This window comes from Pseudarthrobacter leeuwenhoeki (assembly GCF_055412885.1).
Genome location: NZ_JBVAYY010000008.1, coordinates 134,556 through 161,206, shown reverse-complemented (window position 1 = coordinate 161,206; position 26,651 = coordinate 134,556). Strand labels below are relative to the sequence as shown.

Here is a 26,651-nt window from a genome sequence, read left to right as displayed (position 1 = left end):
CCTGGCGCACTAGGCTGGAACCATGTCCTCAATACCCGGGCCGGAATCGCCGTCTGACCGCTACCGAGCCAGCGCCGAGCGGGCCGCAGAAGCCAAAACCTTTCTGGGCGGCTTCATCCGTTCGCTTGCGTTCGAACTCGACGACTTCCAGCGCGAAGCGTGCCTGTCGCTGCAGGCCGGCCGGGGCGTCCTGGTCGCCGCACCCACGGGAGCCGGCAAGACCATCGTGGGCGAGTTCGCCATCTACCTGGCGCTCCAGCGCGGACTTAAGGCCTTCTACACCACACCGATCAAGGCCCTGTCCAACCAGAAGTACTCCGAGCTGGCGGACAAGTACGGTGCGGACCAGGTGGGGCTGCTGACCGGCGACACCAGCATCAACGGCGACGCCCCGGTGGTGGTGATGACCACCGAGGTGCTCCGCAACATGCTTTACGCCGACTCCAGCACGCTGGCTGACCTCGGCTACGTCGTCATGGACGAGGTCCACTACCTCGCGGACCGCTTCCGCGGCGCCGTCTGGGAAGAGGTCATCATCCACCTGCCCAGCGAAGTCCAGGTCGCCTCGCTCAGCGCCACCGTCTCCAACGCCGAGGAGTTCGGCGCCTGGCTGGACACGGTACGCGGCCAGACCGACGTCATCGTGTCCGAGCACCGGCCGGTGCCGCTGTGGCAGCACGTGATGGTGGGCCGGAAGATCGTGGACCTCTTTGCCGGCGACACCAGCTTCGACGAGATCGCCCCGGCCGGCGAGGCCGCCGCGTCCGCAGTGTCAGCCACCGCGGAAACCGCCGGCCTCAGTGCCCGCCCCGGCTTCGAGGTCAACCCCGAGCTGCTTTCCATGGCCCGCGCCGAGACCCAGATGAACTTCCGCGGGCGCTTCGGCCAGGGCGGCCGCAACGTCCGGCGCCAGCGGAACCAGCGCGACGATGCGCCTCAAGGCGGCCCGCGCAGCCCCGTCCGGAAGGCCAGCCGCCCCCAGGTCATCGCCAGCCTGGACCGCCAGGACCTGCTGCCGGCCATCACCTTCATCTTTTCCCGTGCAGGCTGCGACGCCGCCGTGGCACAGTGCGTCGCTGCCGGGCTGTGGCTGACCACCGAGCAGGAACAGCTCATCATCGCCCGGCGCGTCGACGAGGCAGCACAGGACATCCCCTCCGACGACCTGGACGTGCTGGGCTTCTGGAGCTGGCGCGACGGGCTGCTTCGCGGACTGGCGGCCCACCACGCCGGCATGCTGCCCACCTTCAAGGAAGTCGTCGAAAAGCTCTTCGTCGACGGACTCGTCAAGGCCGTGTTCGCGACCGAAACCCTGGCGCTGGGCGTCAACATGCCGGCACGCTCGGTCGTGCTGGAGAAGCTGGAAAAGTACAACGGTGAAGCGCACGTAAACATCACGGCGGGGGAGTACACCCAGCTGACCGGCCGCGCGGGCCGCCGCGGAATCGACGTCGAGGGCCATGCCGTGGTCCTCTGGCAGCCCGGCACGGACCCGGCGTCCGTCGCCGGCCTCGCCTCGCGGCGCACGTACCCGCTGAACTCCAGCTTCCGGCCGACCTACAACATGTCGATCAACCTGCTGGCGCAGTTCGGCCGGCCCCGGGCCCGGGAGATCCTCGAGTCCTCCTTCGCCCAGTTCCAGGCCGACCGCTCCGTCGTCGGGCTCGCCAGGCAGGTCCGCAGCCGTGAGGAATCCCTGGCCGGCTTCAGCAAGGCGATGAGCTGCCACCTGGGTGACTTCACCGACTACTCCCGGATCCGGCGGGCGCTCTCCGATGCCGAGAAGAACGCCTCCCAGACCAGCTCCCGGGCCAGGAAATCCGTGACCGAGGACTCCCTGAGCCGGCTGCTCCCCGGGGATGTGGTGGATGTGCCCACCGGCCGGGCGCCAGGACTCGCCGTCGTCCTCAGCTCCGACCACCACTCCCGCGAACCGCGGCCGGCCGTGATGACCCTGGACAACCAGCTGAGGCGGATCGGCACCCAGGATGTGGAAGGGCCGCTGGCTCCCATTACCCGGGTCCGGATCCCGAAATCCTTCAACGCCAAGGTGCCCAAGTCCCGGCGCGACCTTGCGTCCTCGGTCCGGAACGCCCTCCGGGAAAACCGGCCCCCTGCGCCGCCGAGCCGGAACGACGACTTTGGCCGCGCCGCCGCCCAGCCGGACCAGGAAAAAAGGATCGCTGAGCTGCGCCGCGAGCTCCGCGCGCACCCGTGCCATGGCTGCAGTGAACGCGAGGACCACGCGCGCTGGTCCGAGCGCTACTGGAAGCTCCGCCAGGAGACCGACGGGCTGGTGCGCCAGATCCAGGGCCGCACCAACACCATCGCCAGGACCTTCGACCGGGTCTGCGGCGTCCTGTCCAGCTACGGCTACCTGGAAACCTCCGCCGCCGGGGCACTCACCATCAGCCCCGACGGGCAGCGGCTGCGCCGGATCTACGGCGAAAAGGACCTGCTGATTTCGCAATCCCTGCGCCTGGGCGCCTTCAACGACCTGGACGCCGCCGAGGTCGCCGCCCTCGCCAGCGTCCTGGTGTACCAGGCCAAACGCGAGGACCGCGGGCTCCGGCCCAAGATGCCGAGCGTGTCCTTGGAATCCGCTGTCGACATTGTGGTGCGTGAATGGTCTGCCCTGGAGGACGTCGAGGAGGCCAGCAAGCTCCCCCTGACCGGTGAACCCGAGCTCGGCCTCGTCTGGCCGATTTTCAAGTGGGCCAAGGGCCGGCACCTGCAGGACGTCCTCAGCGGCACGGACCTGGCGGCCGGCGACTTCGTCCGCTGGGTCAAACAGGTCATCGACCTGCTGGACCAGCTGGCAAAGATCCCGTCGCTGGACCCGAGGGTCTCGCGGCTGTGCGGGGACGCGATCAAACTCATCAAGCGCGGCGTCGTCGCGTATTCCTCCGTGGCCTGACCGCCGCGGCCGGCCCTCCGGCCGGAACCTCCCGTCGTCAAACACGTCCGTCCGGCCCGCGCCGGTCCCCAGCACCAAGGAGTCCCCGCCCCATGACCGATTCACCGGCCACCCCCGCGCCGCACAAGGTAACGCTGTACCGGAACGGTTCCGTCTACACCGCCGCCGATCCCTTTGCGACGGCGATGCTGGTCGACGGCGACACCGTCGCCTGGGTCGGCTCCGAGCAGGCGGCCACCTCGATTGCCGACACCTCGATGGAGGTCATCGACCTGCGCGGCGCCCTCCTCGCACCCGGCTTCGTCGATTCCCACGTCCATCTCACGGAAACAGGAATCGCCCTGGACTCGCTGCAGCTCGGCGGGGTCCGCTCTGCCCGGGAACTGCTCGACGCCGTGGCCGGCTTCTGCGTCTCCGCTTCCAGCGCGGGCGGCACCGTGCTGGGCCACGGCTGGGACGAGACCGCATGGGCGGACTCCGTGCTGCCCACGCGGGAAGAACTGGACCGCGCCGCCGGCGGGCGGAAGGTCTACCTCTCCCGCACCGATGTGCACTCGGCGCTTGTGTCCTCCTCGCTGGCGGCGGCCGCCGGCCTCAACGACACCGGCCTCAACGAAACCGGCGGCTCCGGTGCGGGCAGCCAGGTCAAGCGGGAGGCGCACACGGCTGCCCGGCTGGCGGCGCGCCGGCTGCCCGCCGCTGCGCTCCGCGGCTACCAGCAGCGGGCCCTCGCGGAAGCGGCGGCGAACGGCTATGTGGCGCTGGCGGAAATGGCGGCCCCGCACATTGGCAGCATCGAGGACCTCCAGCTCGCCGCTGCCTGGAACACCGGCCCGGACGCGGTTCCGGAGATCCTGCCGTACTGGGGCGAGCTGGCCAGCTCGACCGAGCATGCCCAGTCCATCCTGGACCGCCTGGGCGTGCCCGTGCTCGGGCTGGCGGGGGACCTGAACATCGACGGATCGATCGGTTCGCGAACCGCGGCCCTGCGGGAGGACTACAGCGACGCCGCGGGGGAGCGGGGCAGCCTGTACCTCTCGGCGGCGGAGGCTGCGGCCCATCTCGCGGCGTGCTCGCGGCTGGGGATCCAGGCAGGCTTCCACGTCATCGGTGACGCCGGCCTCGACGCCGCGCTGGACGCCCTGGACCAGGCGGCGGCCGAGGTCGGGGAGCAGAAGGTCCGCGCCGCGGGCCACCGCCTGGAACATGTCGTTCTCGCGGATGCGGATTCCATCCGCAGGCTCGCCAACTACTCTGTGACGGTCAGCGCCCAGCCCGGCTTCGATGCGGCCTGGGGAGCAGCGGACGGCCTCTACTACCAGCGCCTGGGATCCCGGCGCAGCGGCATGAACCCCTTTGCCTCCTTCTACGCCGCCGGCGTCCCAATCTGCTTCGGCAGCGACAGCCCGGTCACGCCCTTGCGGCCCTGGTCCAGCGTCCGCGCCTGCCTGCAGCACAACAACCCCGCGGAACGGATCTCCGCCCGCGCCGCGTTCCTCGGCCACACACGCGCCGGCTGGCGGGCTGCCCGGTACCGGGACCCGATGGCCGGCCAACTGGTGCCCGGCGCCCCCGCGAGCTTCGCCGTGTGGGAAGTCCAGGAACTGATGGTCCAGGTGGCCGACGGCCGGGTCCAGTCCTGGAGCACGGACCCCCGGGCGCGGACGCCACTGCTGCCGGCACTGGACACCGGTTCCGAGCCGGTGTGCCTGCAGACCGTCAGGGATGGCCGGGAACTGTTCGCCAGCGGCTCGCTCCGGGGCTGACGGCACGCTCGCTGAACGCCCGGCCGAGCCCGAAACTTCACCGGCCACCAGGCGGCTCTGACCTGCGATGATGAACGAAACGGCAGGTCACGGAGTGGTTGACAGATCAGGGCCGCCCCGTAGCATTGAGGGTCAACGGAGGGTTGTGTAAGCCGCAGACTCCGGACGTCCCCCGGTCATTTCCAGGTTGCCGCCAGCACGGCAGCTTCTCCGGTCATGGCCATGGGTACTCCCAAGGGGCGGGTCCACTTCGCAGCAGAAAACGGTTCCGGCGGCGCTTTTCGCGCCCTGCCGCAACTGGCCCGTGGCGGGTGGACTTGCCCGGGGGCCCTGCCCGGGGACCTGCATCGGCCCCGGCGGCCCCGGCGACTCCCTTATAATGGAGAGTTGCGCCTGGTGTCAGCTAAGCACTGACCGCCCGGCCCTCGACCGCTCCCTTCAAGGAAAGGCCTCGCTGTGCGTGTCCTCACAATCATTCCGACCTACAACGAGCTGGAATCGTTGCCCAAGACCCTCGGGCGGCTGCGCACGGCGGTGCCCGGTTCCGATGTCCTGGTTGTCGACGACAACAGCCCTGATGGCACCGGGCAGCTGGCGGACCGTTTGGCCGCTGAGGACGGCCAGGTCCACGTCCTGCACCGTGCCGGCAAGGCCGGACTCGGAGCAGCCTACATCGCGGGTTTCAAGTGGGGCCTGGACGCCGGTTACGACATCCTCGTTGAGATGGACGCCGACGGTTCGCACCAGCCGGAGCAGCTTCCCCAGTTGCTCGAGGCCGTGGAGCACGGTGCCGACCTTGCCATGGGCTCGCGCTGGGTACCCGGCGGCAGCGTCGTCAACTGGCCGCTCTACCGCCAGGCGATCTCCCGTGTCGGCAGCACCTATGCCCGGATCATGCTGGGCGTGAAGATCAAGGACGTCACCGGCGGTTTCCGCGCGTTCCGCCGGAGCACACTGGAGAAACTGGACCTGAGCACCGTCGACTCGGTCGGCTACGGCTTCCAGGTGGACCTGGCCTGGCGCGTCGCCAAGCTAGGCCTGACGATCGTCGAACGCCCCATTACCTTCGTGGAGCGTGAGCTGGGCGACTCAAAGATGAGCGGAAACATCGTGGTCGAAGCCATGATCAATGTCACCAAGTGGGGCCTCATCGCCCGCTGGAACACGCTCGCCGGAAAGCTCACCGGCAAAAAGGCCTAGGCAATGCCCGCATAAGTGAGCCGGCACAAGCAAGGGCCGGTCACGCAGCGTCACTGACGTTGCGTGACCGGCCCTTTGCACAGCAACGCGGGGTCACTTACGGTCCATCCGATGCCTCAGGATGGGCCGTAAGTGACCCCGCGTTGCTTGAAGTGGCTGGTGCGCGTGCTGTCTAGGCCGAGCGCCGTTCGCCGCGGCGTTCCCTCAGGATCGTGAGACGGTCTTCGAGGATCTGCTCGAGTTCGGGCAGCGACCGGCGTTCCAGGAGCATGTCCCAGTGCGTGCGGACTGCCTTCTCGTTGGGGTTCACAGGGCGTTCGCCGTCGACGAGCAAGGCTTCCTTGCCGGTCTTGGACACCCACAACGGGGGGATCTCCGCTTCGGAGGAGAAAGTCACGAATACCTGCTCGCCGTCCGCGCAACGGTACTCGACCCGCTGGCGCGGAGCCGGCTCGACACCGGATTCAGTCTCCATGCTTTGTGCGCCAAGGCGCATCCCCCGCAGGCTGCGATCGCTCATCTTTTCTCCCTCTATTCGGTTCGCAGGGTCATGCCCTGCGTTAGCCGGGGGCTGTGAGGCCGCGCCGGACTACTGTTTGCATTGCGCTGTCTCACTGGACCCAAACCGGATGAATCGTCACTGGATAAAACGCTTTGCGAAGCTTAATTGTTCCGCCGGACTGAACCAGCCGGACAAACATCTAATTATACGGGACCACGGCACCCCGGGTAAAGCCTGCGGCGGTTCGGGGCCACGCAAAGGGGAGGCATCCGCGGCGCGGATGCCTCCCCTTTCGGTGCGGGGCCTAGGCCTCCGGGTGCCCCGGGATAACCGCGGCGGGTCCTGCTGCCGGGCCGGCGGCGGGCGCAGCCGGGCGCTGAGCGGCCGGCTCCGCCGCGGCGTCGGAACCGGGGCCGAACAGCCCGTCGTTGAACTGGCCGTCCTTGCTGCCGCCCAGCGCGTTGCCGATCCCCTTGAGGGCTTCGCCGACTTCGCTCGGGATGATCCACAGCTTGTTCGCGGAGCCTTCGGCGATCTTCGGGAGGGTTTGCAGGTACTGGTAGGCGAGGAGCTTCTGGTCCGGGTTGCCCTTGTGGATCGCGTCGAACACCTTCTGGATGGCCTGGGCCTCGCCGTCGGCGCGGAGGATCGCCGCCTTCGCGTCACCTTCGGCCTTCAGGATCGAGGACTGCCGCTGGCCTTCGGCGGTGAGGATGGCGGACTGCTTGGTGCCTTCCGCGGTCAGGATGGCGGCGCGGCGGTCACGCTCGGCGCGCATCTGCTTCTCCATCGAATCCTGGATGGAGTGGGGCGGGTCGATCGCCTTGAGCTCCACCCGGGAGACACGGATGCCCCAGCGGCCGGTCGCTTCGTCCAGGACGCCGCGGAGCTGACCGTTGATCTGGTCACGCGAGGTCAGGGCCTCCTCGAGGTTCAGGCCGCCGACCACGTTGCGGAGTGTCGTTGTGGTGAGCTGTTCAACGGCCTGGATGTAGTTGGCGATCTCGTAGGTGGCCGCCCGCGCATCGGTGACCTGGAAATAGACCACCGTGTCGATCGAGACCACCAGGTTGTCCTCGGTAATCACCGGCTGCGGCGGGAAGGAAACCACCTGTTCACGCAGGTCAAGCAGAGGCAGCAGCCGGTCCACGAACGGGATCAGGATCGTGAGGCCGGGGTTCAGCGTCCGCTGGTATTTGCCCAGCCGTTCGACAACGCCGGCGCGGGCCTGCGGGACAATCCGCACCGCACGGACGAGGACGATTATTACAAACGCAACGAGAACCAGCAGCACGATTGCGACTGCGATATCCATACATCACCTATTCCCCAGATTTGGTCTTGCTATGGTGTGCGGCGGTTTCCCGCCGTGTGCCCGGCGCCGGTGGCGGCCGCCGGAATTCTTGCGTGGGCTACTGGACGGCGGTTTCCGGCTGCGGGGCAACGACGGCGGTCGCGCCGTCGATCGCGCTGACGACCGCCTGCTGTCCGGGCGCCAGGACCCCGGTTTCGGAGCGGGCGCTCCAGACGTCCCCGCCAATCTTGACCAGGCCGCCGGTTGCTGTCACCGGCTCCATGACCAGGGCGGATTCGCCGATCAGCCGTTCGACGTTGCTGCGGCGGTCGGCCGGACCTTTATGCAGGTGCTTGAGCGCGACGGGCCGGACGAAGCCGATCATCAGGAGGGAAACGACGCAGAAAGCCACGATCTGCAGACCAAGGTCGGCGCCGGCCAGGGCCGCCACCAGTCCGGCGAGGGCGCCGCCTCCGAGCATGATGAAGAACAGGTCGAGGGTGATCATCTCCACCACAGCAAACACCAGGAACACCGTAAGCCACAGCGCCCACCAGTTTTCGGGTAGCCATTCGAACATCTTTCCCCCTTCGCCCCGGGGGCCGCAGGTGCAGACCCTCAGTCACTGTGATTCCATCCTAAAGCCGAACGGCAAGGCCTGCGGGGGGCCGGGGGGAGACAGGTGGCGAAAGTGGCCAAGTCGTTACCTCCGGGCACCCGTTTGGCACTGGTGGAGCCACTAGCGGAGCGGCTCGAACACACTGATCCGGAACCGGGCCGACACGGCAGTCCGAGGCGGGAGACCGGCTGCGAGGGACGCCAGCGCTCCGCGGTCCAGATGGTGTCCGGCGGGGCCCATGAGCGCCAGCCTGGTGACGTCCCCGGGAGACAACAGGAGCGGCACGTCCAGGTTGTCGGCAGAGAACACCGAAAACTGTCCCCCGAGAGACGCCACCAGCCGTTCGTCTTTCGCCGCCTCAATCCCGAGCATGCCTGCCTGGCCCGCCACTTCCTCGAGATGGCCCGGCCGGGGAGTGACCACAACGAGCCGGCCGCCCGGGCGGAGCACCCGGGCAAACTCGGCCGCGTTGCGCGGCGCGAAGACCACGGTGACGACGTCGACGGCGTCGTCGGCGACCGGCAGCGGCTGCCACACGTCGCTGACGACGTTAACGGCCTCCGGGTTGAGCTTTGCGGCCCGGCGGAGCGCGAACTTCGAGATGTCCAAGCCAATCGCCGCGGCGGGCGTCCGGTCCAGCGCCACCCGGTCCAGCAGGTCCCGGAGGTAGTGGCCGGTCCCGGTGCCGGCGTCCAGCACCGTCCCCGGGGTTCCTGCCCGGCCGCCGGAGAGGGCAGGGGCCGCCAGTTCGGCCACGGCGGCGGCGAGGGAGCGGTAGTGGCCGGCGGAGAGAAAGTCGAAACGCGCCGCCACCATGTCCGCCGTGTCCGCTTCGAAAACGGTGCCTTTGCCGACGAGGAAGTTGAAGTACGCCTGTTTCGCCGCGTCAAAGCGGTGGCCGGCCGGACATGCGAGCGTGCGGCCGCTGCTGTCGCTGAATCCAAGGCGATTCCGGCAGACCGGGCACAGCAGGCAGGCGGCGGAGGCGGGGGGCATAGTGTCCATCCTAGGGGTGGCGCCCCCGGCCCGGGCCGGGCTGGCCGCGCCGCCCGGGGCTCCGACCCGCCGACGTGAGCCATTTCACTGCCGGGGAAACTGGGGCTAGGCTCGCACACGTGAAATCTGAAGATCTGCCGCTGCTGAATTCCGTCTCCGCCCCTGCCCTGCACCCGGACGGCACGCGTGCCGTGGTGTCGGTGCTCCGGCCCGACTTCGACGCCGATGCCTACGTCGGCCAGCTGTGGACGGTGCCGCTGGACCCGGACCAGCGCCCGCGCCGCCTGACCCGCGGGTTCCGTGACGTGGCGCCGGACTTCTCCCCGGACGGGCAGGTGCTGGCCTTCCTGCGCGCCGCGCCCGGCGGCAAACCCCAGCTCCATATCGTGGAGGCCGGCGGCGGGGAGCCGCAGCCAGTCACCGACGCGCTGCTGGGAGTGTCGGCGTTCGCGTGGTCACCCGATTCCCGGCACATTGTCTTCAGCGCCCGGACCCCGGAGGACGGCCGCTACGGCAGCACCGACGGGGTTTCCGCCGGAAGCGAGGACGCGCGGCTGATCACCGACTACCAGTACCGGATGAACGGTGTGGGGTATACCGCGGACAAGCCGGTCCAGCTCTTCCTCGTCGAGGTTCCGGATCCCGGCGCGGAACCCGGGGTAGCGCCCCAGGGGAGGGCGCTGAAAGCCCGCGCAGCGGCCGCCGCCGGCCAGGCCGCGACCGACGCCGCAAGCACCACACCGGCCGGACTGCTGCCGGCCGCGCGGCAGCTGACCACCGCTGCCACCGACCACACCGGCGCGAGCTTCAGCACCGACGGGCGCACCATTTACTTCACGGCCGCCCTGCACGAGGGCAGCGACAACGATCTCGCCAGCGGCATCTACCGCATCACTGTGGAGGAGGGCTCCGCAGGAGCGGAAACAGGAGCGGAGCCGGAACCCGTCACCCCGGCCAACACCGGCCGGCAGAGCGTCCATGCAGTCCGCGAGTCACGGGACGGGCTGTGGCTGTTCTTCCTGGCCCAGGATCTTGGCCCAACGGGCCAGGACTTCGTGGCACGCAACACCGCACTCTATGTGGCGCCGGCGGGCGGCGGCGACGCCACGCGGCTGAGCGACATCGAGACGATGGACCTTGGCTGCAACGGCAGGCTCGAACTCGGCGGTCCCGACTCGGTGCTGCCCCTGAACAACGCCCGGGGAACGGTCGAGCTGCTCGAGTTCCAGGCCGCCGGGACCCACCGGACGCTGGTCCGCGGCGAGCGTGTAGTCACCGGTGCCGCCGCCCACGGAGAATCTCTGGTGCTCAGTTTCACCGATGCGTCCACCGCGGGCGACGTCGCGGTGCTCGACACCGGGCAGCTGCGCGTCGCGACCGATTTCTCCGCACCGCTGCGCTCCGGCACCGACATCATCGAACCGGTCGAGCTTACGGTCCCCTCCGGCGACGGCTACCCCGTCCACGGCTGGCTCGTGAAACCGCAGGGCCAGGGTCCCCACCCGGTCCTGCTGACCATCCACGGCGGCCCGTTTGCCCAGTTCACCGGAGCCCTTTTTGATGAAGCCCAGGTCTACGCCGCGGCAGGGTACGCCATCCTGATGTGCAACCCCCGCGGTTCCGCCGGCTACGGCCAGGAGCACGGGCGGGCCATCAAGGAGAAGATGGGCTCCCTGGACATGCAGGACGTCCTGGCCTTCCTCGACGGCGCGCTCGGCAAATTCGAGGCCCTCGACGCCGGGGCGCTCGGCATCATGGGGGGTTCATACGGCGGCTACCTCACCGCCTGGACCATCAGCCACGACCACCGCTTCAAGGCCGCCATCGTGGAACGCGGTTTCCTCGATCCCGTCAGTTTCACCGGTTCCTCCGACATTGGCTGGTTCTTCGGCGGTGAATACACCGGCCGTTCGGCCGGGCAGATGGCGGCGCAAAGCCCGATGGCCCGGGTGGAGCAGGTGCGCACACCGTCCCTGGTCATCCACAGCGAGGAGGACCTGCGGTGCCCGGTGGAGCAGGGCCAGCGGTATTTCACCGCACTGAAACAGCTCGGCGTGGACGCCGCGTTCCTGGTCTTCCCCGGGGAGAACCATGAATTGTCACGTGCCGGGACGCCGCACCACCGCAAGCAGCGCTTCGACCGGATCCTGCAGTGGTGGTCCCGCTACCTTCCGACGGCGGCAAATCCCGCCCCTGCGGACCGGAACTGAGGGACGCGGCCTGAGCGTCACGGGCCCGGGAGGAACCCGAGTTCCTTCCGGGCGAGGCTGATGTCGGGCTGCGCCCAGCGTGCGGAATACTCGGCGTTGCTGCTGATGGAGCGCAACTCGGCCCGGTCCAGGTACAGGATGCCGTGCAGGTGGTCAGTTTCGTGCTGGACGATCCGCGCCTGCCAGCCCGTGAATTCGCGCTGCTGCCTGGTTCCGTCCGGTGCAGTGAAATCCAGCCTCACCGTTTCGGGCCGGTTTACAGCGGCCTGCAGCCCGTTCACTGAGAGGCACCCTTCGTAGAACGCCACAGTGGAGCCGTTCGTCGGCTCGTAGGACGGATTGAGCATGGCGAAGAACGGCAGCGGCTCCCGTCCGCGGGCCGCGGCGACCTCGGGATCGACCTCGAACTGGTCCTCGAGCACGGCGAGCTGCAGGGGAATGCCGAGCTGGGGCGCCGCCAGTCCCACACCGGGCGCCTTGTGCATCACGCTGCGCATCAGGTCGATCAGCTGCCCCAGTTCGACGTCGTTCAACTGCCCGTCGAAGGGCACGGCGAGCTGCCGGAGCACCGGATGTCCCGCCTGGGTAATGGCAGGGAGCACTCCGGCAGTGAGTACCTGCTGGACGGTTTCATGGATGCGGGCGGCGCTGAAGTCAGTGGGCTTGGCGTCAGGGGACATGGCAACAGACTACTGGCGTCCGCAAGACGTTGTAACAAATTCGCAGGTAAGTCCACGCAGCAACGCTCCAGCCTGGATTCCCGGGCGCCACGCTCGGATAGTCTCGATCCATGACTTCACGGACCCCCTTGGAATGCGTCCTAGCGCTGCTGCGCGCCATCGAAAGCGGCGGCGGAGCGGCGAAGATCGCCCCGTTCCTGGCCGAGGACTGCACGCTGAGCGAAGCGCCCCATCTGCTGGCCCCGGCCGGAGCAACCCGGAACCGGGGCGAGGCCCTGGCCGGCGCGGAGGCAGCCCGGGACGTCGTCTCCGGGCAGCGGTTCGCGGTGCGGCGCACGACGTGCGAAGGCGACCGTGTGGTGGTGGAGGCCGAGTGGAGCGCCACCCTGTTGATGGACCTTCCACACTGGGACTGCGGCGAGGTTATCAGGGCCAGGGTCGCATCCGTCTTTGAGGTCCGGGATGGCAGGGTCGTCAGCCAGGACAGCTACGACTGCTACTTCATGCCCCCACCCGCCTGAGCCGGGTTGTCCGCCGAACCGACGCGCGGCGTTCGCGTTGGTGCCGGCTACTGCATGGTGAACCGGCGGGCCACGAACGCGTGGATGGCGGGTTCGGCGGCGGCCGCCGCTACAGCGCGGTTCCGCACTGCCCACGGTCCGGCCGGCAGGGGCCGGCCCAGGGCCATGTTGATTTCGGACTGGCGCGCCGCCCGGGCGGCCGCAGCGGTGCGGCTGGTCTCGAAAATCCGTAGTTCCGCCCCCACGTCCGCGCCGCGCAGCGACGCGACTACCACCGGAGCCAGGGCTGCGGCATCCAGCCAGCCCAGATTCATGCCCTGCCCGCCGATCGGGCTGATCTCGTGGGCGGCGTCGCCGATCAGCACCGTCCGGCCCGCCACCATCCGGCGGACCAGCCGGGTCCGGACGCCAAAACGGCTGAGCATGCTGTTGCTCGCGGGATCGACGTCGATTCCGGTGCGCTGCCGGATCGTTTGAACGAGCCGGCCTGCGTCCCCGCCGTCCCCGGGGTCCGCGAGGCGCACCACCCAGCGCCGCAACGCTCCCGGCAGCGGGAAGGACTCCACGATCCCCGCGGATTCCAGGAACAGGGCCGCGTCCGGACCAAACCCGGTAGTGTCCGCGAAGTCACCCATCAGGTAGCTGTCCCGGTAATCCTTCGCCCGGACGGCCATCCCGAGCAGCGGCCGGACCGTGGACCGGACACCGTCGGCGGCAATGGCAATGGCCGACGTGTAGCGAACCGCCGAGCCGCCCGCGGTGGCGTCCGCGGTGACCTGGCCGCCGTCGTCGCGCAGCCTCGTGACCCGGACGCCGCGATGCACGGCGTCAGGGTCGAGTTGCCGGACGCGTTGCTCCAGGACTGCTTCCGTGCGGGACTGCGGCAGGGAAAGGACGAACGGGAAGCTCTCTGAGACCCCGGCAAAGGACATCCGGGCGAGCGTCCGGCCGCCGCCGACGGCGACGCCGCGCCGGATCGGAACCCCCTCGGCCACCATGGCCGGCGCCACGCCAATGCCCTGCAGCGCGTCCAGCGACGGGGGATGGATGCCGATGGCCCGGGAGTGCGGTTCGGCACCGGTCCGCTGTTCCAGAATGCGCACGCTCACGCCGTGCTGGAGCAGCAGCGCGGCCATGAACAGCCCCACCGGCCCGCCGCCAATCACCAGGACGTCAACCATGGGCCCTGTCCTTGTCCAGGACCAGCAGGTTACGGAAGGGGGCGCGGCGGATGACGGTCCAGCCCGGGGGCGCGATGGCCTGGAGTTCGGCTGCCGTGTAGCTGCGGCGGACCGAGGTGAGTCCGTCCTGCCTGATGTAGGAGCCTGTGAAGGGCCAGGAACCGGCGAAGAAGAGGGCATAGGCGGCCGGGTTGCGCCGCAGGTCGTTGTGGATGACCCGGCCGTGGCAGAGCCCGGCGGACTCGGAAAGGAACAGCGGCAGTTCGTCCTCAGCCAAATGGTGCAGCACGTGGTTGGACACCACCAGGTCGAAGCTGCGGCCTTCGCTGGCGAGCTGGGCTGCCGTGGACTGACGGAACGTGACACCTGCGGCCCGGTGCCGTCCGGCGGCGAAGCGGCTGGCCCGCGGATCCGGATCGATCGCTGTGATCTCCAGCCGGAGCCCGTCCCGGGCAGCCCAGCGGGAGAGCATCACCGGCACATCACCACCGCCGCAGCCGATGTCCAGCAAGGTGGCGGCGCCGCCCTTCCGGAGGCGGGGCCTGAGCTGGCTCAGGTAGATGCCGCGCCAGCCGGAGACGGCCCGGTTCACGAGCGCAAACTGGGCATAGGTGCGGTCCAGCCGGACCGGGTCACAGCCGGGCAGGTCCATCTCCTCAACGGCGTGCGCCGCACGTTCCCGCAGCAGGTCCACTGGTTTCAGGCCGTGGCCGATACCGGCTGGCCGGTTCCGGTCCGGGCGGCCTCCGTCTGCGCCGCCTCCCCGCTCAGCGTTGCCGGGCCTTCACGGCGCGGGCTGCTGAGCTTGGTGAACAGCGCAGTTTCCACCGTCAGCCCTGGTCCGAACGCCATCGAGCAGATCCGTTCCGCGCCGTCGCCGGCGCTGTCCGCGGGCGGCAGGTCAAGGATGTGCCGGAGAACGAAGAGCACGGTCGCGCTGCTCATGTTCCCGTAGTTGCGCAGGGTCTCACGGGCCGGGACCAGCTGCTCGTCGCTCAGCTCCAGCCGGGACTGGACCTTGTCCAGGATGCTGCGGCCGCCGGGGTGGATGGCCCAGTGCCGGATGTCGCGGTAGGGGAGTCCATGCAGGGCACCCTCCCGGGAGAGGAGCGGCTCCAGGGCGCCGATGATGTGGTCATCGATGATGTGCGGGACGTAGTTCCCCAGAACCATCTCGAAACCTTCATCGCCGATATTCCACGCCATGGATTCCTCGCCGACCGGGGTCAGGACGGTCTCGAAGTGGTCCAGCTGCAGGAGCGCCGGTTCGTCCGGGTCCTCCTGGGCGGTCACGATGGCGGCGGCCGCGCCGTCGGCAAACAGGGCCGAGCCCATGATGGTGTCCGGGTCGTTCGAGGTCCGGACGTGCAGCGAGCAGAGCTCGGCGCAGACGACCAGGACGACGGCGTCGGGATCAGCCTCGCAGAAGGATTTGGCGGCCCTTAGCGCGGGGAACGCCGCGTAACAGCCCATGAATCCGAGGTGGTAGCGCTGCACGGCGGGATCCAGGTCGAGGGCGCGGACGATTTTGTAGTCCGGGCCGGGGTTGAAGAACCCGGTACAGGACACCGTGACAAGGTGGGTTATGTCAAGGCTCGTGATTCCGGGACAGGCGCCCAGGGCTTTCTGTGCTGCCTCAATGAAGAGCTTGGTGGCTTCGGTGGCGAAAATGTCATTGCGGACCTTGGTACTGGGGCTGAGCAGCAGTCCCGTGCCGGCGTCGAAAAACCGCGGGTTCTCAGCCTGGTGATCCCTGGTCAGTTCATCGACAGCCGTATGGCGGGTGTCGATGGCGGCGGAATCAAAGCACGTGCTGACCAGACGGGTACCCAGCCTGGTGAGCCCGGGCTGGGCCGCGAAAACGTCCCGGGCTTCCGTTTGGATCAGGACAGTGGGCGGGACAGCAGTTTCCAGGGACCTCAGGTAGACCGTCATGGTTCATTCTCAGCGAGGCCGGCGCAGAAGACAATGGATTTCGCCCGCGGATGCGGGCCCGAGCTGGTTAGATAGAGCCAGACGACGCCGGCGGAGGCCGCGGACGGCCCCGCCCAAGGGATGGAGACACGATGAGCATGGCTACGCCGTCGGAAAAGCAGTCGGACCCGCAGCCGGATGCGCAGCCGGGCACGTTGCATGTTGCCGACAGCCACGATCTGATCCGTGTTCAGGGCGCACGCGAGAACAACCTCAAGGACATCAGCATCGAGATCCCGAAACGCCGGCTGACGGTGTTCACGGGTGTCTCCGGCTCTGGCAAGAGCTCGCTCGTGTTCGCCACCATCGCCGCCGAGTCGCAGCGGATGATCAACGAGACCTACAGCGCCTTTGTACAGGGGTTCATGCCCAGTCTGGCGCGGCCGGACGCGGACCGCCTCGAGGGTCTGACGACGGCGATCATCGTGAACCAGGAGCGGATGGGCGCGAACCCCCGCTCCACGGTGGGCACTGCCACTGACGCCAACGCCATGCTCCGGATCCTCTTCAGCCGGCTGGGATCCCCGCACGTGGGGCCCCCCACGGCGTTCTCCTTCAACGTCCCGACGCGGAAGGCCAGCGGCGTGATGAGCACCGAGAAGGGCGGGCGGATCGAGAAGAATGTGGTGCACGATGCGGTCTACCTGGGCGGGATGTGTCCACGCTGCGAGGGCATGGGCTCGGTCTCCGACTTCGACCTCACCGCACTGTACGACGACAGCAAGTCCCTCGCCGGGGGTGCGCTGACAATCCCCGGCTACAGCATGGACGGCTGGTACGGCCGCATCTTCAGCGGCGCCGGCTTCGACATGGACAAACCGATCGCGAAGTTCACCAGGAAGGAAATGCACGACCTCCTCTACAAGGAGCCGACCAAGATCAGGGTCGAGGGCATCAATCTCACGTACGAGGGCCTGATCCCGAAGATCCAGAAATCGATGCTCGCCAAGGACGTCGACGCGATGCAGCCCCACATCCGGGCCTTCGTGGAGCGCGCCATCACGTTTCAGGCCTGCCCCGGGTGCGACGGCACGCGGCTCAGCCCGGAGGCCAGGTCCTCGAAGATCCAGGGCAGGAACATCGCCGACCTGTGCGGGTTGCAGATCAGCGACCTGGCCGGGTGGGTCCGCGGGCTCCACGAGCCGTCCGTCGCGCCGCTCCTCAAAGGCCTGCAACACCTGCTCGACTCGTTTGCGGAAATCGGACTGGGGTATCTCTCGCTGGACCGTCCGGCGGGCACGCTGTCCGGCGGAGAGGCCCAGCGCACCAAGATGATCCGGCACCTCGGCTCGTCACTCACGGACGTCACCTACGTCTTCGACGAGCCGACGATCGGCCTGCACCCGCATGACATCGAGCGGATGAACCGGCTGCTGCTGCAGCTGCGTGACAAGGGCAATACTGTGCTCGTCGTCGAGCACAAGCCGGAGACGATCGCCATCGCCGACCACGTCGTTGACCTTGGCCCGGGCGCCGGCACCGACGGCGGCCGCGTCTGCTTTGAGGGAAGCGTGGAGGGCCTTCGGGGAAGTGACACCATCACCGGCCACCACCTCGACGACCGGGCCAGGGTGAAGGAATCGGTGCGGACCCCGTTCGGGACGCTCGCGGTGCGTGGGGCGTCGACGCACAACCTCAAGGACGTCGACGCCGACATCCCGCTGGGGGTGCTGTGCGTGCTCACAGGCGTAGCCGGTTCCGGCAAGAGCTCGCTGGTCCAGGGTTCGGTCGCCGGCCGGGACGGCGTGGTGGTGATCGACCAGGGGGCGATCAAGGGGTCCCGGCGCAGCAACCCGGCGACGTATACGGGCCTTCTCGAGCCGATCCGCAAGGCTTTTGCCAAGGCTAACGGCGTGAAGCCGGCGCTGTTCAGCTCCAACTCGGAAGGCGCCTGTCCCACCTGCAACGGCGCTGGCGTCATCTTCACCGAACTGGGCGTTATGGCCACCGTCGAGTCCACCTGCGAGGACTGCGAGGGCCGGAGGTTCCAGGCGTCCGTCCTGGAATACACGTTGGGCGGCCGCAACATCGCCGACGTGCTGGCCATGTCGATGACCGCGGCCGAGGCGTTCTTTGGTGCCGGCGAGGCGAAGACACCGGCGGCGCACAGGATCCTCGAACGGCTCGTGGACGTCGGGCTCGGCTACCTGACCCTCGGACAGCCGCTCACCACGCTGTCCGGCGGCGAGCGGCAGCGCGTCAAGCTGGCCACCCAGATGGCCGAGAAGGGGAACGTTTACGTCCTCGACGAGCCCACCACCGGCCTGCACCTGGCCGATGTCCGGAACCTGCTGGGCCTCCTCGACCGCCTGGTGGACTCCGGCAGGTCGGTCATCGTCATCGAGCACCACCAGGCCGTCATGGCCCACGCCGACTGGATCGTCGACCTCGGCCCGGGCGCCGGCCACGACGGCGGCCGGATCGTCTTCGAGGGCACACCGGCCGCGCTGATCGCCGGCCACAGCACCCTCACCGGCGAGCACCTGGCGGCCTACGTCGCCCGGTGACCGAGATCCGGAGCTCAGCGTGGTGAGGTGCGGCGTCGTCGGCACTTACATTGTTGAACAATCAGAGATTTTGGGGCATGATGGAAATCATGCAAATTGAGGCGGAGATCACATGCCCATCATCGATCTGAACAGCGACGTCGGGGAGTCCTTTGGCAGCTGGACCATGGGTGACGACGCGGCCGTCTTCCGCCACGTGTCCAGTGCAAATGTCGCGTGCGGCTTCCATGCCGGTGATCCAAGCACCATTGCACGGACCTGCCGCGAGGCCGTCGCTGCGGGCGTCACCATCGGAGCGCACGTCGGTTACCGGGATCTGGCCGGCTTTGGCCGCCGCTTTGTCGACTGCTCCGCCACGGAACTGGCCGATGACGTCCTGTACCAGCTCGGCGCCCTTCAGGCCCTGGCCCGCGCCGCCGGTTCCGAGATCAAGTACGTGAAGCCCCATGGCGCCCTCTACAACGCCATCGTCCACCACGAGGTGCACGCGCAGGCGGTCGTCGACGCCGTACATGCGTTCAGTCCCGGGCTGCCGCTGCTGCTCCTGCCCGACTCCATTGCACAGGGCAAAGCCGACGCGCGCGGACTCCGGGTCCTGTCCGAGGCATTTGCCGACCGTGCCTACAATCCGGACGGCACGCTGGTCTCCCGCAGCGAAGCAGGATCCGTGCTGCACGACCCCGTGACCATCACGGCAAATATGGTCCGGCTGGCAAGCGAAGGCACGATTGTGGCCCGCGACGGTTCCGTCCTGAACGTCAAGGCTGACAGCATCTGCGTGCATGGAGACACCCCCGGGGCGGTGGCCATGGCGGCCGCCGTACGTTCCGGCCTCGAAGCCGCAGGCGTCACCGTCCGGAGCTTCGCATGAGCATCACCGGCATCCGCTGGGCGGGTCCGTGTGCCTGGCTCGTGGAACTGACGGACCTCGCCTCGGTCCTCGCTCTCCACCAGCGGCTCATTGCCGAACCTTTCCCCGGTCAGCTCGATGCCGTGGCCGCGGCGGAAACCCTGCTCGTGAAGTTCAGCAGCCGACGGCAGGCAGCCTCGGCCCACGCAGCCGTCGGAGAGCTGGATCTGGGCCGGCTGGAGCGCGCAACCGGTAACAAGGTCACCATCGATGTCGTGTACGACGGCGAGGACCTCGCCGAGGTCGGCAGGCTCACCGGGTTGGGTGCCGACGGGGTGGTGGCGGCACACACCGGCCAGGTATGGACCGCTGCATTCGGCGGATTCGCCCCGGGGTTCACCTACCTCGTGGGGGAGGACACCCGCCTTGAGGTTCCGCGCCGGCTGTCGCCGCGGACTGCGGTCCCCGCCGGCGCGGTGGCGCTGGGCGGAGCTTTCTCCGCGGTGTACCCGCGGCAATCGCCCGGGGGCTGGCAGCTGATCGGGCGGACAGCAGCCGTCCTATGGGACCTCGGCCGCGAGTCGCCCGCGTTGGTCCGCCCCGGCGATAACGTCCGCTACAAGGCGGTGCGCGAGATCATCGATGTGGCCGGCAGCGCGGTCACCGCAGCCGTCGAGGCTTCCATGTCCACTGCGTCCGCGCTGGTGGTCACGGCCCCGGGCCTGCAGGCCCTGGTGCAGGATCTCGGCCGGCCCGGGTTCGGGGATCTCGGCGTTTCCGCGGCCGGCGCGGCCGACCAGCAGTCGGCGCGGCAGGCCAACCGGCTGGTCGGCAACGAACCAGGTGCCGCCGTCGTGGAAAACCTGCTGGGCGGCCTCACCGTGCTGGCCCAGGGCGATCACGTGGTGTCCGTTGCGGGAGCCACTGTTCCCCTCGAGATCCGCGACGCGTCAGGAACAGTCAGGCACCGGCCCGCCATGTGCGCCCCCTTCGCCCTCCTCGACGGCGAATCACTGGCCCTTGGCGCGCCGTCTTCGGGGCTCCGCAGCTACCTTGGCGTCCGCGGCGGTTTTGACGTGCCTTCCGTGCTGGGGAGCCGGTCGAGTGACTCGATGTCCGGGATCGGTCCCGCGCCCCTGGCGGCCGGGAAGATCCTCCCCGTCGCGGCCGTGGCTGCACACCTTCCGGTGGGCTCGCCGGAACCCTCGACGCTGCGGCTCGATTCCGCTCCGGCCGCGCTCCGGGTGACCCTTGGCCCGCGGGACGACTGGTTTTCCGCCGATGCTCTGCGTTCCCTGTCCTGCCAGGACTGGCTCGTCACGGCACAGTCCAACAGGATCGGTGTCCGCCTGGTGCCTGCCGGCACGGACCCCGTCCTCGAGGGGTCAGCCGCCCTTGAACGCAGCCGCACCGGCGAACTTCCCAGCGAGGGTGCAGTGGGGGGATCACTGCAAGTGCCGCCCAGCGGGCACCCCGTGCTGTTCCTGGCCGACCACCCGGTGACAGGCGGTTATCCGGTGATCGCAGTCGTTGTGCCCGAGGATCTGCCCCTGGCCGCGCAGCTCCCGCCGGGCCACAGGGTGCGCTTCCACATCGTCGACAACGCCACTTTGAAGCCGGCGGGGACCACTTCGCACCACTCACCTGCACGCCTTGAACCAGCCGTCAGCGGCACAGCTTCCGAAGGATCCACGCCATGAAAAAAGTACTGATCGCCAACCGCGGCGAAATCGCGGTACGCATCGCCCGCGCCTGCTCCGACGCGGGGTTGCAGTCCGTGGCCGTGTACTCGGACCCGGACGCCGATGCCCTGCACGTGCGGCTGGCGGACGAGGCCCACGCACTGGGCGGACGCTCCGGCGCTGAGACCTACCTGGACATCACCAAACTCATCGGCGTCGCCCGCCGGGCCGGTGCGGACGCAGTCCACCCCGGCTATGGTTTCCTCTCCGAGAACGCAGACTTCGCGCAGGCGGTGCTGGACGCGGGCCTGACCTGGATCGGCCCGGAGCCCCAGTCCATCAGGGAACTCGGCAACAAGGTCACGGCCCGCGAAATCGCCGTCAGGGCCGGCGCGCCGCTGGTTCCGGGCAGTGACGGACCGGTGCGGAACGCCGATGAGGTCCTCGCTTTTGCGCAGGAATACGGACTTCCCGTTGCCATCAAGGCCGCGTTTGGCGGCGGCGGGCGGGGGCTGAAGGTCGTGCGCCGCGTGGAGGACATCGAGGACGCGTTTGAATCGGCTGTCCGGGAATCCCTGGCCGCCTTCGGCCGCGACGAATGCTTTGTCGAACGCTTCCTCGACCAGCCGCGGCATGTTGAAGCGCAGATACTGGCGGACACCCACGGCAACGTGATCGTGCTGGGCACCCGTGACTGCTCCCTTCAGCGCCGCAACCAGAAACTGGTGGAGGAGGCACCGGCGCCGTTCCTGAGCGCGGCCCAGCGGAACCTCATCCACCAATCCGCCAAGGCCATTTGCCGTGAGGCGAACTACCACGGTGCCGGGACGGTGGAGTACCTGGTCGGGACGGACGGCGTCATCTCATTCCTCGAGGTCAATACCAGGCTGCAGGTGGAACATCCGGTGACCGAGGAGACCACGGGAGTCGACCTGGTCCGCGAACAGTTCCGGATTGCGGCCGGCGGCGTCCTCACGCTGACCGCGGATCCCGAACCACGGGGCCACGCCTTCGAATTCCGGCTCAACGCCGAAGACCCGGCGCGGGGTTTCCTGCCGGGCCCGGGCCGGGTGGACGTCTTCGAGGCCCCCACGGGCCCCGGGATCCGGGTCGACTCCGGCGTGCGTTCCGGATCCACCGTTCCGGGCGAATATGACTCCCTCATGGCCAAGCTGATCGTGCACGGTGAGGACCGGGCACAGGCCCTGCGCCGTGCCCGCGCCGCCCTGGATGAGATACGGATCCTGGGCCTGCCCACGGTCCTGCCGTTCCACCGGGCCGTTGTCCGGCACCCGGACTTCACCGCGGAGGACAGGATGGGCGTCCACACAACATGGATCGAGAATGAGTTTGCCGAGCCGCTTGCGGCGTCGCCGGAGATCGCCCGCTCGACACCGGACGCCGCCCGGACCACACTCACGGTTGAGTTGGACGGCAAGGCGGTTCAGTTGGGCCTGCCCACCACGCTTTACGAGGCCCTGATGAGCGGCGGGGGGAGTGGGACCGGCCCCGCAGCCGCAGCCCTGGCCGTTGACCACACTGAACTTTCCTCACCGATGTCGGGTTCCCTCGTGAAATGGCTGGTCGAGGCCGGCGATTCGGTGGAGGCCGGACAGCCCGTGGCAATAGTGGAGGCCATGAAGATGGAGACGACAGTGGCCGCCCACCGGCGCGGCCTGCTGGCGCGTGGCCCGCACGAGCCGGGCGCCGCCGTCGTGCGCGGTGACATCCTTGCCACCATCACCTAGAAAGGACGGGGCCGGCCGCCGCGCACGGTTTCCGCCAGCCACGGCGGACCGTGCGCGGGGAGTGTGCCCTTCTTCTGTAGATTGGGATCCATGCCGATGAATGCCGCTCTTGAAGGGATCTCCGACGAGGTCCGGGCCGCCCACGCCCATACCGGATCGTGGGTGGCCGCTGTGCTGCGTTCACGCATCTCGGCAGGCCAGCTGGCTCCGGGTACGAAACTCTCCGAACAGAAACTCTCGGCGGCGCTGGGCGTTTCACGGAATACGCTGCGCGAGGCGTTCACCGTCCTTGCCGGTGAGTCAGTGGTGCGGCGCATTCCGAATCGCGGCGTGTTCGTGTCCGCGCCCCAGGCCGAGGATGTCCGTGAAATCTACCGGGTCCGCCGGCTGATCGAGCCGGCGGCCGTGCTGTGGGGGGATTACGGGGCGGAGACCCTGGATGGGCTGGATGCCATCATCGACCGGGCCCGCGCTGCCCTGGCGGCGGGCTCCGTGCCGGATATGGCCGATGCCAACCAGGACCTGCACAAGGCGCTGGTGGCGCTTTGCGGGAGTGCGTCGGTGGCTGAGCTGATGGACAAGGTCCTCGCCCAGATGCGGCTGGTCTTCCACGCCATGGCAACCATGGCGGACTTCCACAGCCCCTATGTGGAACGCAACGCTGCCCTCGTGGCCCAGTTGCGGGCCGGCCACCGGGTAGAGGCCGCGGCAGAGTTGCGCCGGTACCTGGACGCGGCCGAGCACGAGCTCTTGGCGCGTATCGGAGCCCGGTAGCCTAGGGGACCTGGTAGGAGGTATCGCGCACGTCCGTAATGAGCATGTGCCCCGGGGCATGGCCAATGGCCAGTGCCGGCCTGGACTCCATCACGGCTGCCTGCGGCGTCACCCCGCAGGCCCAGAAGACCGGCACATGGCCCTCCGGAATGTGTACCGGCTCGCCGAAGTCGGGCCGGCCCAGGTCAGCGATGCCCAGCTCGGCGGGGTTGCCCACATGGACCGGGGCGCCGTGGACGGCAGGATAGCGGGAAGTGATGCGGACGGCGTCGGCCACCTGCGAGGCCGGAATGGGGCGCATGGAGACCACCAGAGGGCCGGCCATTTGTCCGGCCGGTTCGCAGCGGACGGACGTGCGGTACATGGGCACGTTCACACCCTGGTCGATATGGGCCACCCGGATGCCGTTGTCCTGGAGGGCAGATTCGAAGGTGAAGCTGCAGCCCACAATGAACGTCACGAGGTCATCGCGCCAGTGGGCCGTGATGTCGGTTGGTTCGTCGACTTTCCTGCCGTCCCGGTACACCACGTACTTGGGCACATCGGTGCGGATATCCCCTCCGGCCAGCAGCGCACCGGAGGTCGCGCCGGCGTCCAGCACGCCCAGGACAGGGCAGGGCTTGGGGTTGCGCTGGGCGAACAGCAGAACGTCGAAGGCCTGCGCCTTGGGCACGATGATCAGGTTGGCCTGGGCGTAGCCGCTGCTCCAGCCGGAGGTGGGCGTCACGAGACCGGCGCGGAACAGGGCCCGGGCCTCGGCCGGGAGCAGGCCTGCCGGGTGTGGGGGATGGGCGACGGGGGAGTGCGCGTTCACCGGAGGGGAGACCATGGGTTCTAGGCCCACAGTTTGGCCAGGCTGGTCAGCGAGCTGTAGCCGAGGAACAGGGTCAGCAGCCAGGCCACGATGCCAATGACGAGCAGGCCCTTGGGGTAGACGTAGCCGTGGAGGAGGTCCCGGCGGCGCCAGGCCACCCACAACAGCACTCCGAAACCGACAGGGAGGATGAGGCCGTTGAAGGCACCGGCGAAGATGAGGAGCTGCTGCGGGGCCTGGCCGATCAGCAGGTAGGCCACGGCGCAAAAAGCGATGAAGCCGACAGTGATCAGGTTCCGGGTGCGGTCTTTGGTGCTGGACTTCGTCACGAAGGAGACCGAGGTGTAGGCCGCGCCGATCACGGAGGTGATGGAGGCTGCCCACAGGATGACACCGAAGACACGCATGCCGATATCTCCCGCCGCGGCCTGGAACGCGGAGGCGGCAAGGTTGCTGCCAGTCAGGGCCACGCCGCCGGCGACGACACCGAAGATCGCCAGGAACAGCAGGATGCGCATGACGCAGGTGACCAGGATCCCCACGATCGAGCTCTGCGTGATTTGTTTGACGTTTTCAACGCCGGTGACGCCGGTGTCCAGCATGCGGTGGGCACCCGCGTACGTGATGTAACCGCCGATCGTTCCGCCGATGAGGGTTGTGATGACCAGGAAGTCGATCTTCTCGGGCATGACGGTGTTCTTGAGGGCCTCACCCAGCGGCGGGGCGGAAACCACTGCGACATACAGCGTCATCAGGATCATCAGGGCGCCGAGGATCACCACGATCCGGTCCAGGGCCACCCCCGCCTTCTTGCTGAGGAAGATCATAATGGCCATGACGGCGGACACGGCCCCGCCGATTTTGGGATCCACGCCCATCATGGCGTTGGTGCCGAGCCCGGTTCCTGCGATATTGCCTATGTTGAAGACGATGCCACCCAAAAAGACGAGCGCGGCGAGGAACCAGCCGACACCGGGGAGAACCTTGTTGCCAAGCTCCTGGGCCCGAAGGCCGGAGACTCCGATAATCCGCCAGACGTTGGCCTGCACGGCAATGTCAACCAGGATGGAGACCAGGATCGCGAAGGCGAAGGCGGCGCCGAGCTGGACGGTGAAGGCCGCTGTCTGGGTGATGAACCCCGGGCCGATAGCACTGGTGGCCATAAGGAACATGGCGCCCAGCAGGGCGGAACGCCGGGCGGCCGGCTTGAGGGCGGCCTTGACAGTGGAGGTTTCCATTGGGTCCCAACAGTTGGGTGACTGGCGTCACAACGATTGTCTTCCGCAACTGTACAGACTGTTGAACAATCGACGCAACAGTTGTTCAACAATTAACAGCCCGTCGGGCGGAAGTTCCTGCGGGACCCGGTGGCAGGCGCGACGCTTCAAGAATCCCGCAGGCTGGCCGGTTCAGTGGGAAAACTGACGACCATATTGCCCGGACAAGAGGGTTTGCGCTTCCCCTGCAACTCCCCTGGTTAAGCGCCGATAATCAACATTATGTAAAGTAGAAGTAATCCGAGTGCGGGATCTCCTGAGAAGGGCAACCATTGACACCAGCCCATGACAGCACTCCCCCGCCATCAATCTCCTGCAGCTGAAGGATGGCATTGCCGGTGGACGTGCCGGTCGATCAGCTGGTCTTGGCTGTCCTCAACGGGTCCTGATCGTGACAGCGATTTGCACGTCCGGCTCCAGGACGTCGAGCTTTGGGATGCGCCCACATGCGAAAGAGTTCCGTTGTCCCCCCGGCTGAAAACTGTCGACTGGTGGCTCTACTCAGCGGACGGCCGCTGTCGTTGCCGTTTCGTTGCCGACCGCTGTTCCTTTGCGGCGAGGCGCCGGCGGTTTGAGCCGCGGGTGGGTTTGGTCGCACGGCGTCGGGCAGGTTCGGGAGCGAGACCGTCTGCCACAACGTCGGCGAGCTTCGTCAGGGCAATCTCACGATTGCGCAGCTGGGACCGCCGCTCCGAAGCGGTCACGGTGATCACCCCGGCGACGAGACGTCGTCCGAGGCGCGTGACCAGCAGCAACCGCTGGTCATCCGAAAGCACCGCAGAGTCGCCGACATTCCACGAGAGTTCGACGCGGCTATCCGAAGTGTTGACGTGTTGGCCGCCGGGCCCGGATGAACGCGAGAACCGCCAACCGAGTTCCGACGAGGGAATCGTGAGCGCGGGCGACACCTCCAGATCCATACAACCAGCGTTGCACAATATGGGCGTGAACAAAGCCACCATCCCCGCTCAGGGTCAAAGCTCCAGCCATCGTCAGTCCCATCCCTCAAGGATGTCCCCGCCCGCCCGTTCCCGTGAGTTAACACGACCGGTCACCTAGATCCTGTCCTCCTGACGGCATATGCTGTCTCGATTGCACGGTTTTCGCCTACCGCACCAACCAGAAACTGCCCGGTAGGC

Annotated in this window: 21 protein-coding genes; 10 read left to right on the top strand and 11 right to left on the bottom strand. The window is 68.1% G+C overall.

What is annotated here, in order from left to right; genetic code table 11:
- Window positions 1-22: 22 nt before the first annotated feature.
- From ACZYX4_RS09135 to ACZYX4_RS09125, 3 genes are all read left to right on the top strand, one after another.
- Window positions 23-2,917, top strand: coding sequence for a DEAD/DEAH box helicase (locus ACZYX4_RS09135; protein WP_463875256.1), 2,895 nt, complete (start codon window positions 23-25; stop codon window positions 2,915-2,917).
- 92 nt (window positions 2,918-3,009) lie between these two features.
- On the top strand, window positions 3,010-4,683 hold the full coding sequence (locus ACZYX4_RS09130) for an amidohydrolase (protein WP_463875255.1): 1,674 nt from the start codon (window positions 3,010-3,012) through the stop codon (window positions 4,681-4,683).
- Window positions 4,684-5,139: 456 nt separating this feature from the next.
- A complete protein-coding gene (locus tag ACZYX4_RS09125; RefSeq protein ID WP_463875254.1) occupies window positions 5,140-5,883 on the top strand; it encodes a polyprenol monophosphomannose synthase in 744 nt (247 codons plus the stop codon).
- Between the two features lie 172 nt (window positions 5,884-6,055).
- On the opposite strand, the gene ACZYX4_RS09120 is transcribed toward ACZYX4_RS09125, so the two are convergent.
- The 4 genes from ACZYX4_RS09120 to ACZYX4_RS09105 all read right to left on the bottom strand — a co-directional run bounded on the left by ACZYX4_RS09120 (window position 6,056) and on the right by ACZYX4_RS09105 (window position 9,294).
- Window positions 6,056-6,403 carry an RNA polymerase-binding protein RbpA gene (locus ACZYX4_RS09120; RefSeq protein WP_463875253.1) on the bottom strand — a complete coding sequence of 116 codons (348 nt, stop codon included), beginning with the start codon at window positions 6,401-6,403 and terminating at the stop codon, window positions 6,056-6,058.
- Between the two features lie 286 nt (window positions 6,404-6,689).
- Complete coding sequence (locus ACZYX4_RS09115; protein ID WP_463875252.1) at window positions 6,690-7,700, bottom strand: SPFH domain-containing protein; 1,011 nt, start codon at window positions 7,698-7,700, stop codon at window positions 6,690-6,692.
- A 97-nt stretch (window positions 7,701-7,797) separates the two neighbouring features.
- Window positions 7,798-8,259 (bottom strand): NfeD family protein, encoded by a 462-nt coding sequence (locus ACZYX4_RS09110; protein ID WP_463875251.1) that lies wholly within the window; start codon window positions 8,257-8,259, stop codon window positions 7,798-7,800.
- A 159-nt stretch (window positions 8,260-8,418) separates the two neighbouring features.
- Window positions 8,419-9,294, bottom strand: a complete 876-nt coding sequence (locus tag ACZYX4_RS09105; protein WP_463875249.1) for a methyltransferase domain-containing protein — start codon at window positions 9,292-9,294, stop codon at window positions 8,419-8,421.
- A 119-nt stretch (window positions 9,295-9,413) separates the two neighbouring features.
- Here ACZYX4_RS09105 and ACZYX4_RS09100 point away from each other — a divergent pair, with 119 nt between their 5' ends.
- Window positions 9,414-11,504 (top strand): S9 family peptidase, encoded by a 2,091-nt coding sequence (locus tag ACZYX4_RS09100; RefSeq protein WP_463875247.1) that lies wholly within the window; start codon window positions 9,414-9,416, stop codon window positions 11,502-11,504.
- A 17-nt stretch (window positions 11,505-11,521) separates the two neighbouring features.
- On the opposite strand, the gene ACZYX4_RS09095 is transcribed toward ACZYX4_RS09100, so the two are convergent.
- On the bottom strand, window positions 11,522-12,184 hold the full coding sequence (locus ACZYX4_RS09095) for a peptide deformylase (protein WP_463875245.1): 663 nt from the start codon (window positions 12,182-12,184) through the stop codon (window positions 11,522-11,524).
- 110 nt (window positions 12,185-12,294) lie between these two features.
- Here ACZYX4_RS09095 and ACZYX4_RS09090 point away from each other — a divergent pair, with 110 nt between their 5' ends.
- Window positions 12,295-12,705, top strand: coding sequence for a nuclear transport factor 2 family protein (locus ACZYX4_RS09090; RefSeq protein ID WP_463875243.1), 411 nt, complete (start codon window positions 12,295-12,297; stop codon window positions 12,703-12,705).
- 47 nt (window positions 12,706-12,752) lie between these two features.
- Here ACZYX4_RS09090 and ACZYX4_RS09085 read toward each other — a convergent pair whose 3' ends face one another.
- From ACZYX4_RS09085 to ACZYX4_RS09075, 3 genes are read right to left on the bottom strand one after another with little or no spacing between them, the layout of a single operon-like run.
- The gene (locus ACZYX4_RS09085) at window positions 12,753-13,886 is read right to left on the bottom strand and encodes an FAD-dependent oxidoreductase (RefSeq protein ID WP_463875241.1); all 1,134 of its coding nucleotides are present in this window, start codon (window positions 13,884-13,886) and stop codon (window positions 12,753-12,755) included.
- Window positions 13,879-14,538, bottom strand: a complete 660-nt coding sequence (locus tag ACZYX4_RS09080; RefSeq protein WP_463875316.1) for a class I SAM-dependent methyltransferase — start codon at window positions 14,536-14,538, stop codon at window positions 13,879-13,881. Before ACZYX4_RS09080 ends, ACZYX4_RS09085 begins: the two co-directional genes overlap by 8 nt.
- 47 nt (window positions 14,539-14,585) lie before the next feature.
- A complete protein-coding gene (locus ACZYX4_RS09075; protein ID WP_463875239.1) occupies window positions 14,586-15,821 on the bottom strand; it encodes a type III polyketide synthase in 1,236 nt (411 codons plus the stop codon).
- 137 nt (window positions 15,822-15,958) lie between these two features.
- Between ACZYX4_RS09075 and ACZYX4_RS09070 the strand changes: the two genes are divergently transcribed.
- The 5 genes from ACZYX4_RS09070 (at window position 15,959) to ACZYX4_RS09050 (ending at window position 23,421) form a co-directional block, all read left to right on the top strand.
- The gene (locus tag ACZYX4_RS09070; protein WP_463875315.1) at window positions 15,959-18,367 is read left to right on the top strand and encodes an ATP-binding cassette domain-containing protein; all 2,409 of its coding nucleotides are present in this window, start codon (window positions 15,959-15,961) and stop codon (window positions 18,365-18,367) included.
- A gap of 112 nt (window positions 18,368-18,479) precedes the next feature.
- Complete coding sequence (locus tag ACZYX4_RS09065) at window positions 18,480-19,238, top strand: LamB/YcsF family protein (RefSeq protein WP_463875237.1); 759 nt, start codon at window positions 18,480-18,482, stop codon at window positions 19,236-19,238.
- Complete coding sequence (locus ACZYX4_RS09060) at window positions 19,235-20,917, top strand: 5-oxoprolinase subunit B/C family protein (RefSeq protein WP_463875235.1); 1,683 nt, start codon at window positions 19,235-19,237, stop codon at window positions 20,915-20,917. Before ACZYX4_RS09065 ends, ACZYX4_RS09060 begins: the two co-directional genes overlap by 4 nt.
- On the top strand, window positions 20,914-22,647 hold the full coding sequence (locus tag ACZYX4_RS09055) for an acetyl/propionyl/methylcrotonyl-CoA carboxylase subunit alpha (RefSeq protein WP_463875233.1): 1,734 nt from the start codon (window positions 20,914-20,916) through the stop codon (window positions 22,645-22,647). The genes ACZYX4_RS09060 and ACZYX4_RS09055 overlap by 4 nt, the downstream gene beginning before the upstream one ends.
- Before the next feature lie 90 nt (window positions 22,648-22,737).
- Window positions 22,738-23,421: a GntR family transcriptional regulator gene (locus ACZYX4_RS09050; RefSeq protein ID WP_463875231.1), complete on the top strand. Its 684-nt coding sequence runs from the start codon at window positions 22,738-22,740 to the stop codon at window positions 23,419-23,421.
- Between the two features lies 1 nt (window position 23,422).
- On the opposite strand, the gene ACZYX4_RS09045 is transcribed toward ACZYX4_RS09050, so the two are convergent.
- The 3 genes from ACZYX4_RS09045 to arfB form a co-directional block, all read right to left on the bottom strand.
- Complete coding sequence (locus tag ACZYX4_RS09045) at window positions 23,423-24,250, bottom strand: putative hydro-lyase (protein ID WP_463875229.1); 828 nt, start codon at window positions 24,248-24,250, stop codon at window positions 23,423-23,425.
- A 5-nt stretch (window positions 24,251-24,255) separates the two neighbouring features.
- On the bottom strand, window positions 24,256-25,473 hold the full coding sequence (locus ACZYX4_RS09040) for an NRAMP family divalent metal transporter (protein WP_463875227.1): 1,218 nt from the start codon (window positions 25,471-25,473) through the stop codon (window positions 24,256-24,258).
- A gap of 536 nt (window positions 25,474-26,009) precedes the next feature.
- A complete protein-coding gene (arfB, locus tag ACZYX4_RS09035) occupies window positions 26,010-26,432 on the bottom strand; it encodes an alternative ribosome rescue aminoacyl-tRNA hydrolase ArfB (RefSeq protein WP_463875226.1) in 423 nt (140 codons plus the stop codon).
- Window positions 26,433-26,651: the final 219 nt, after the last annotated feature.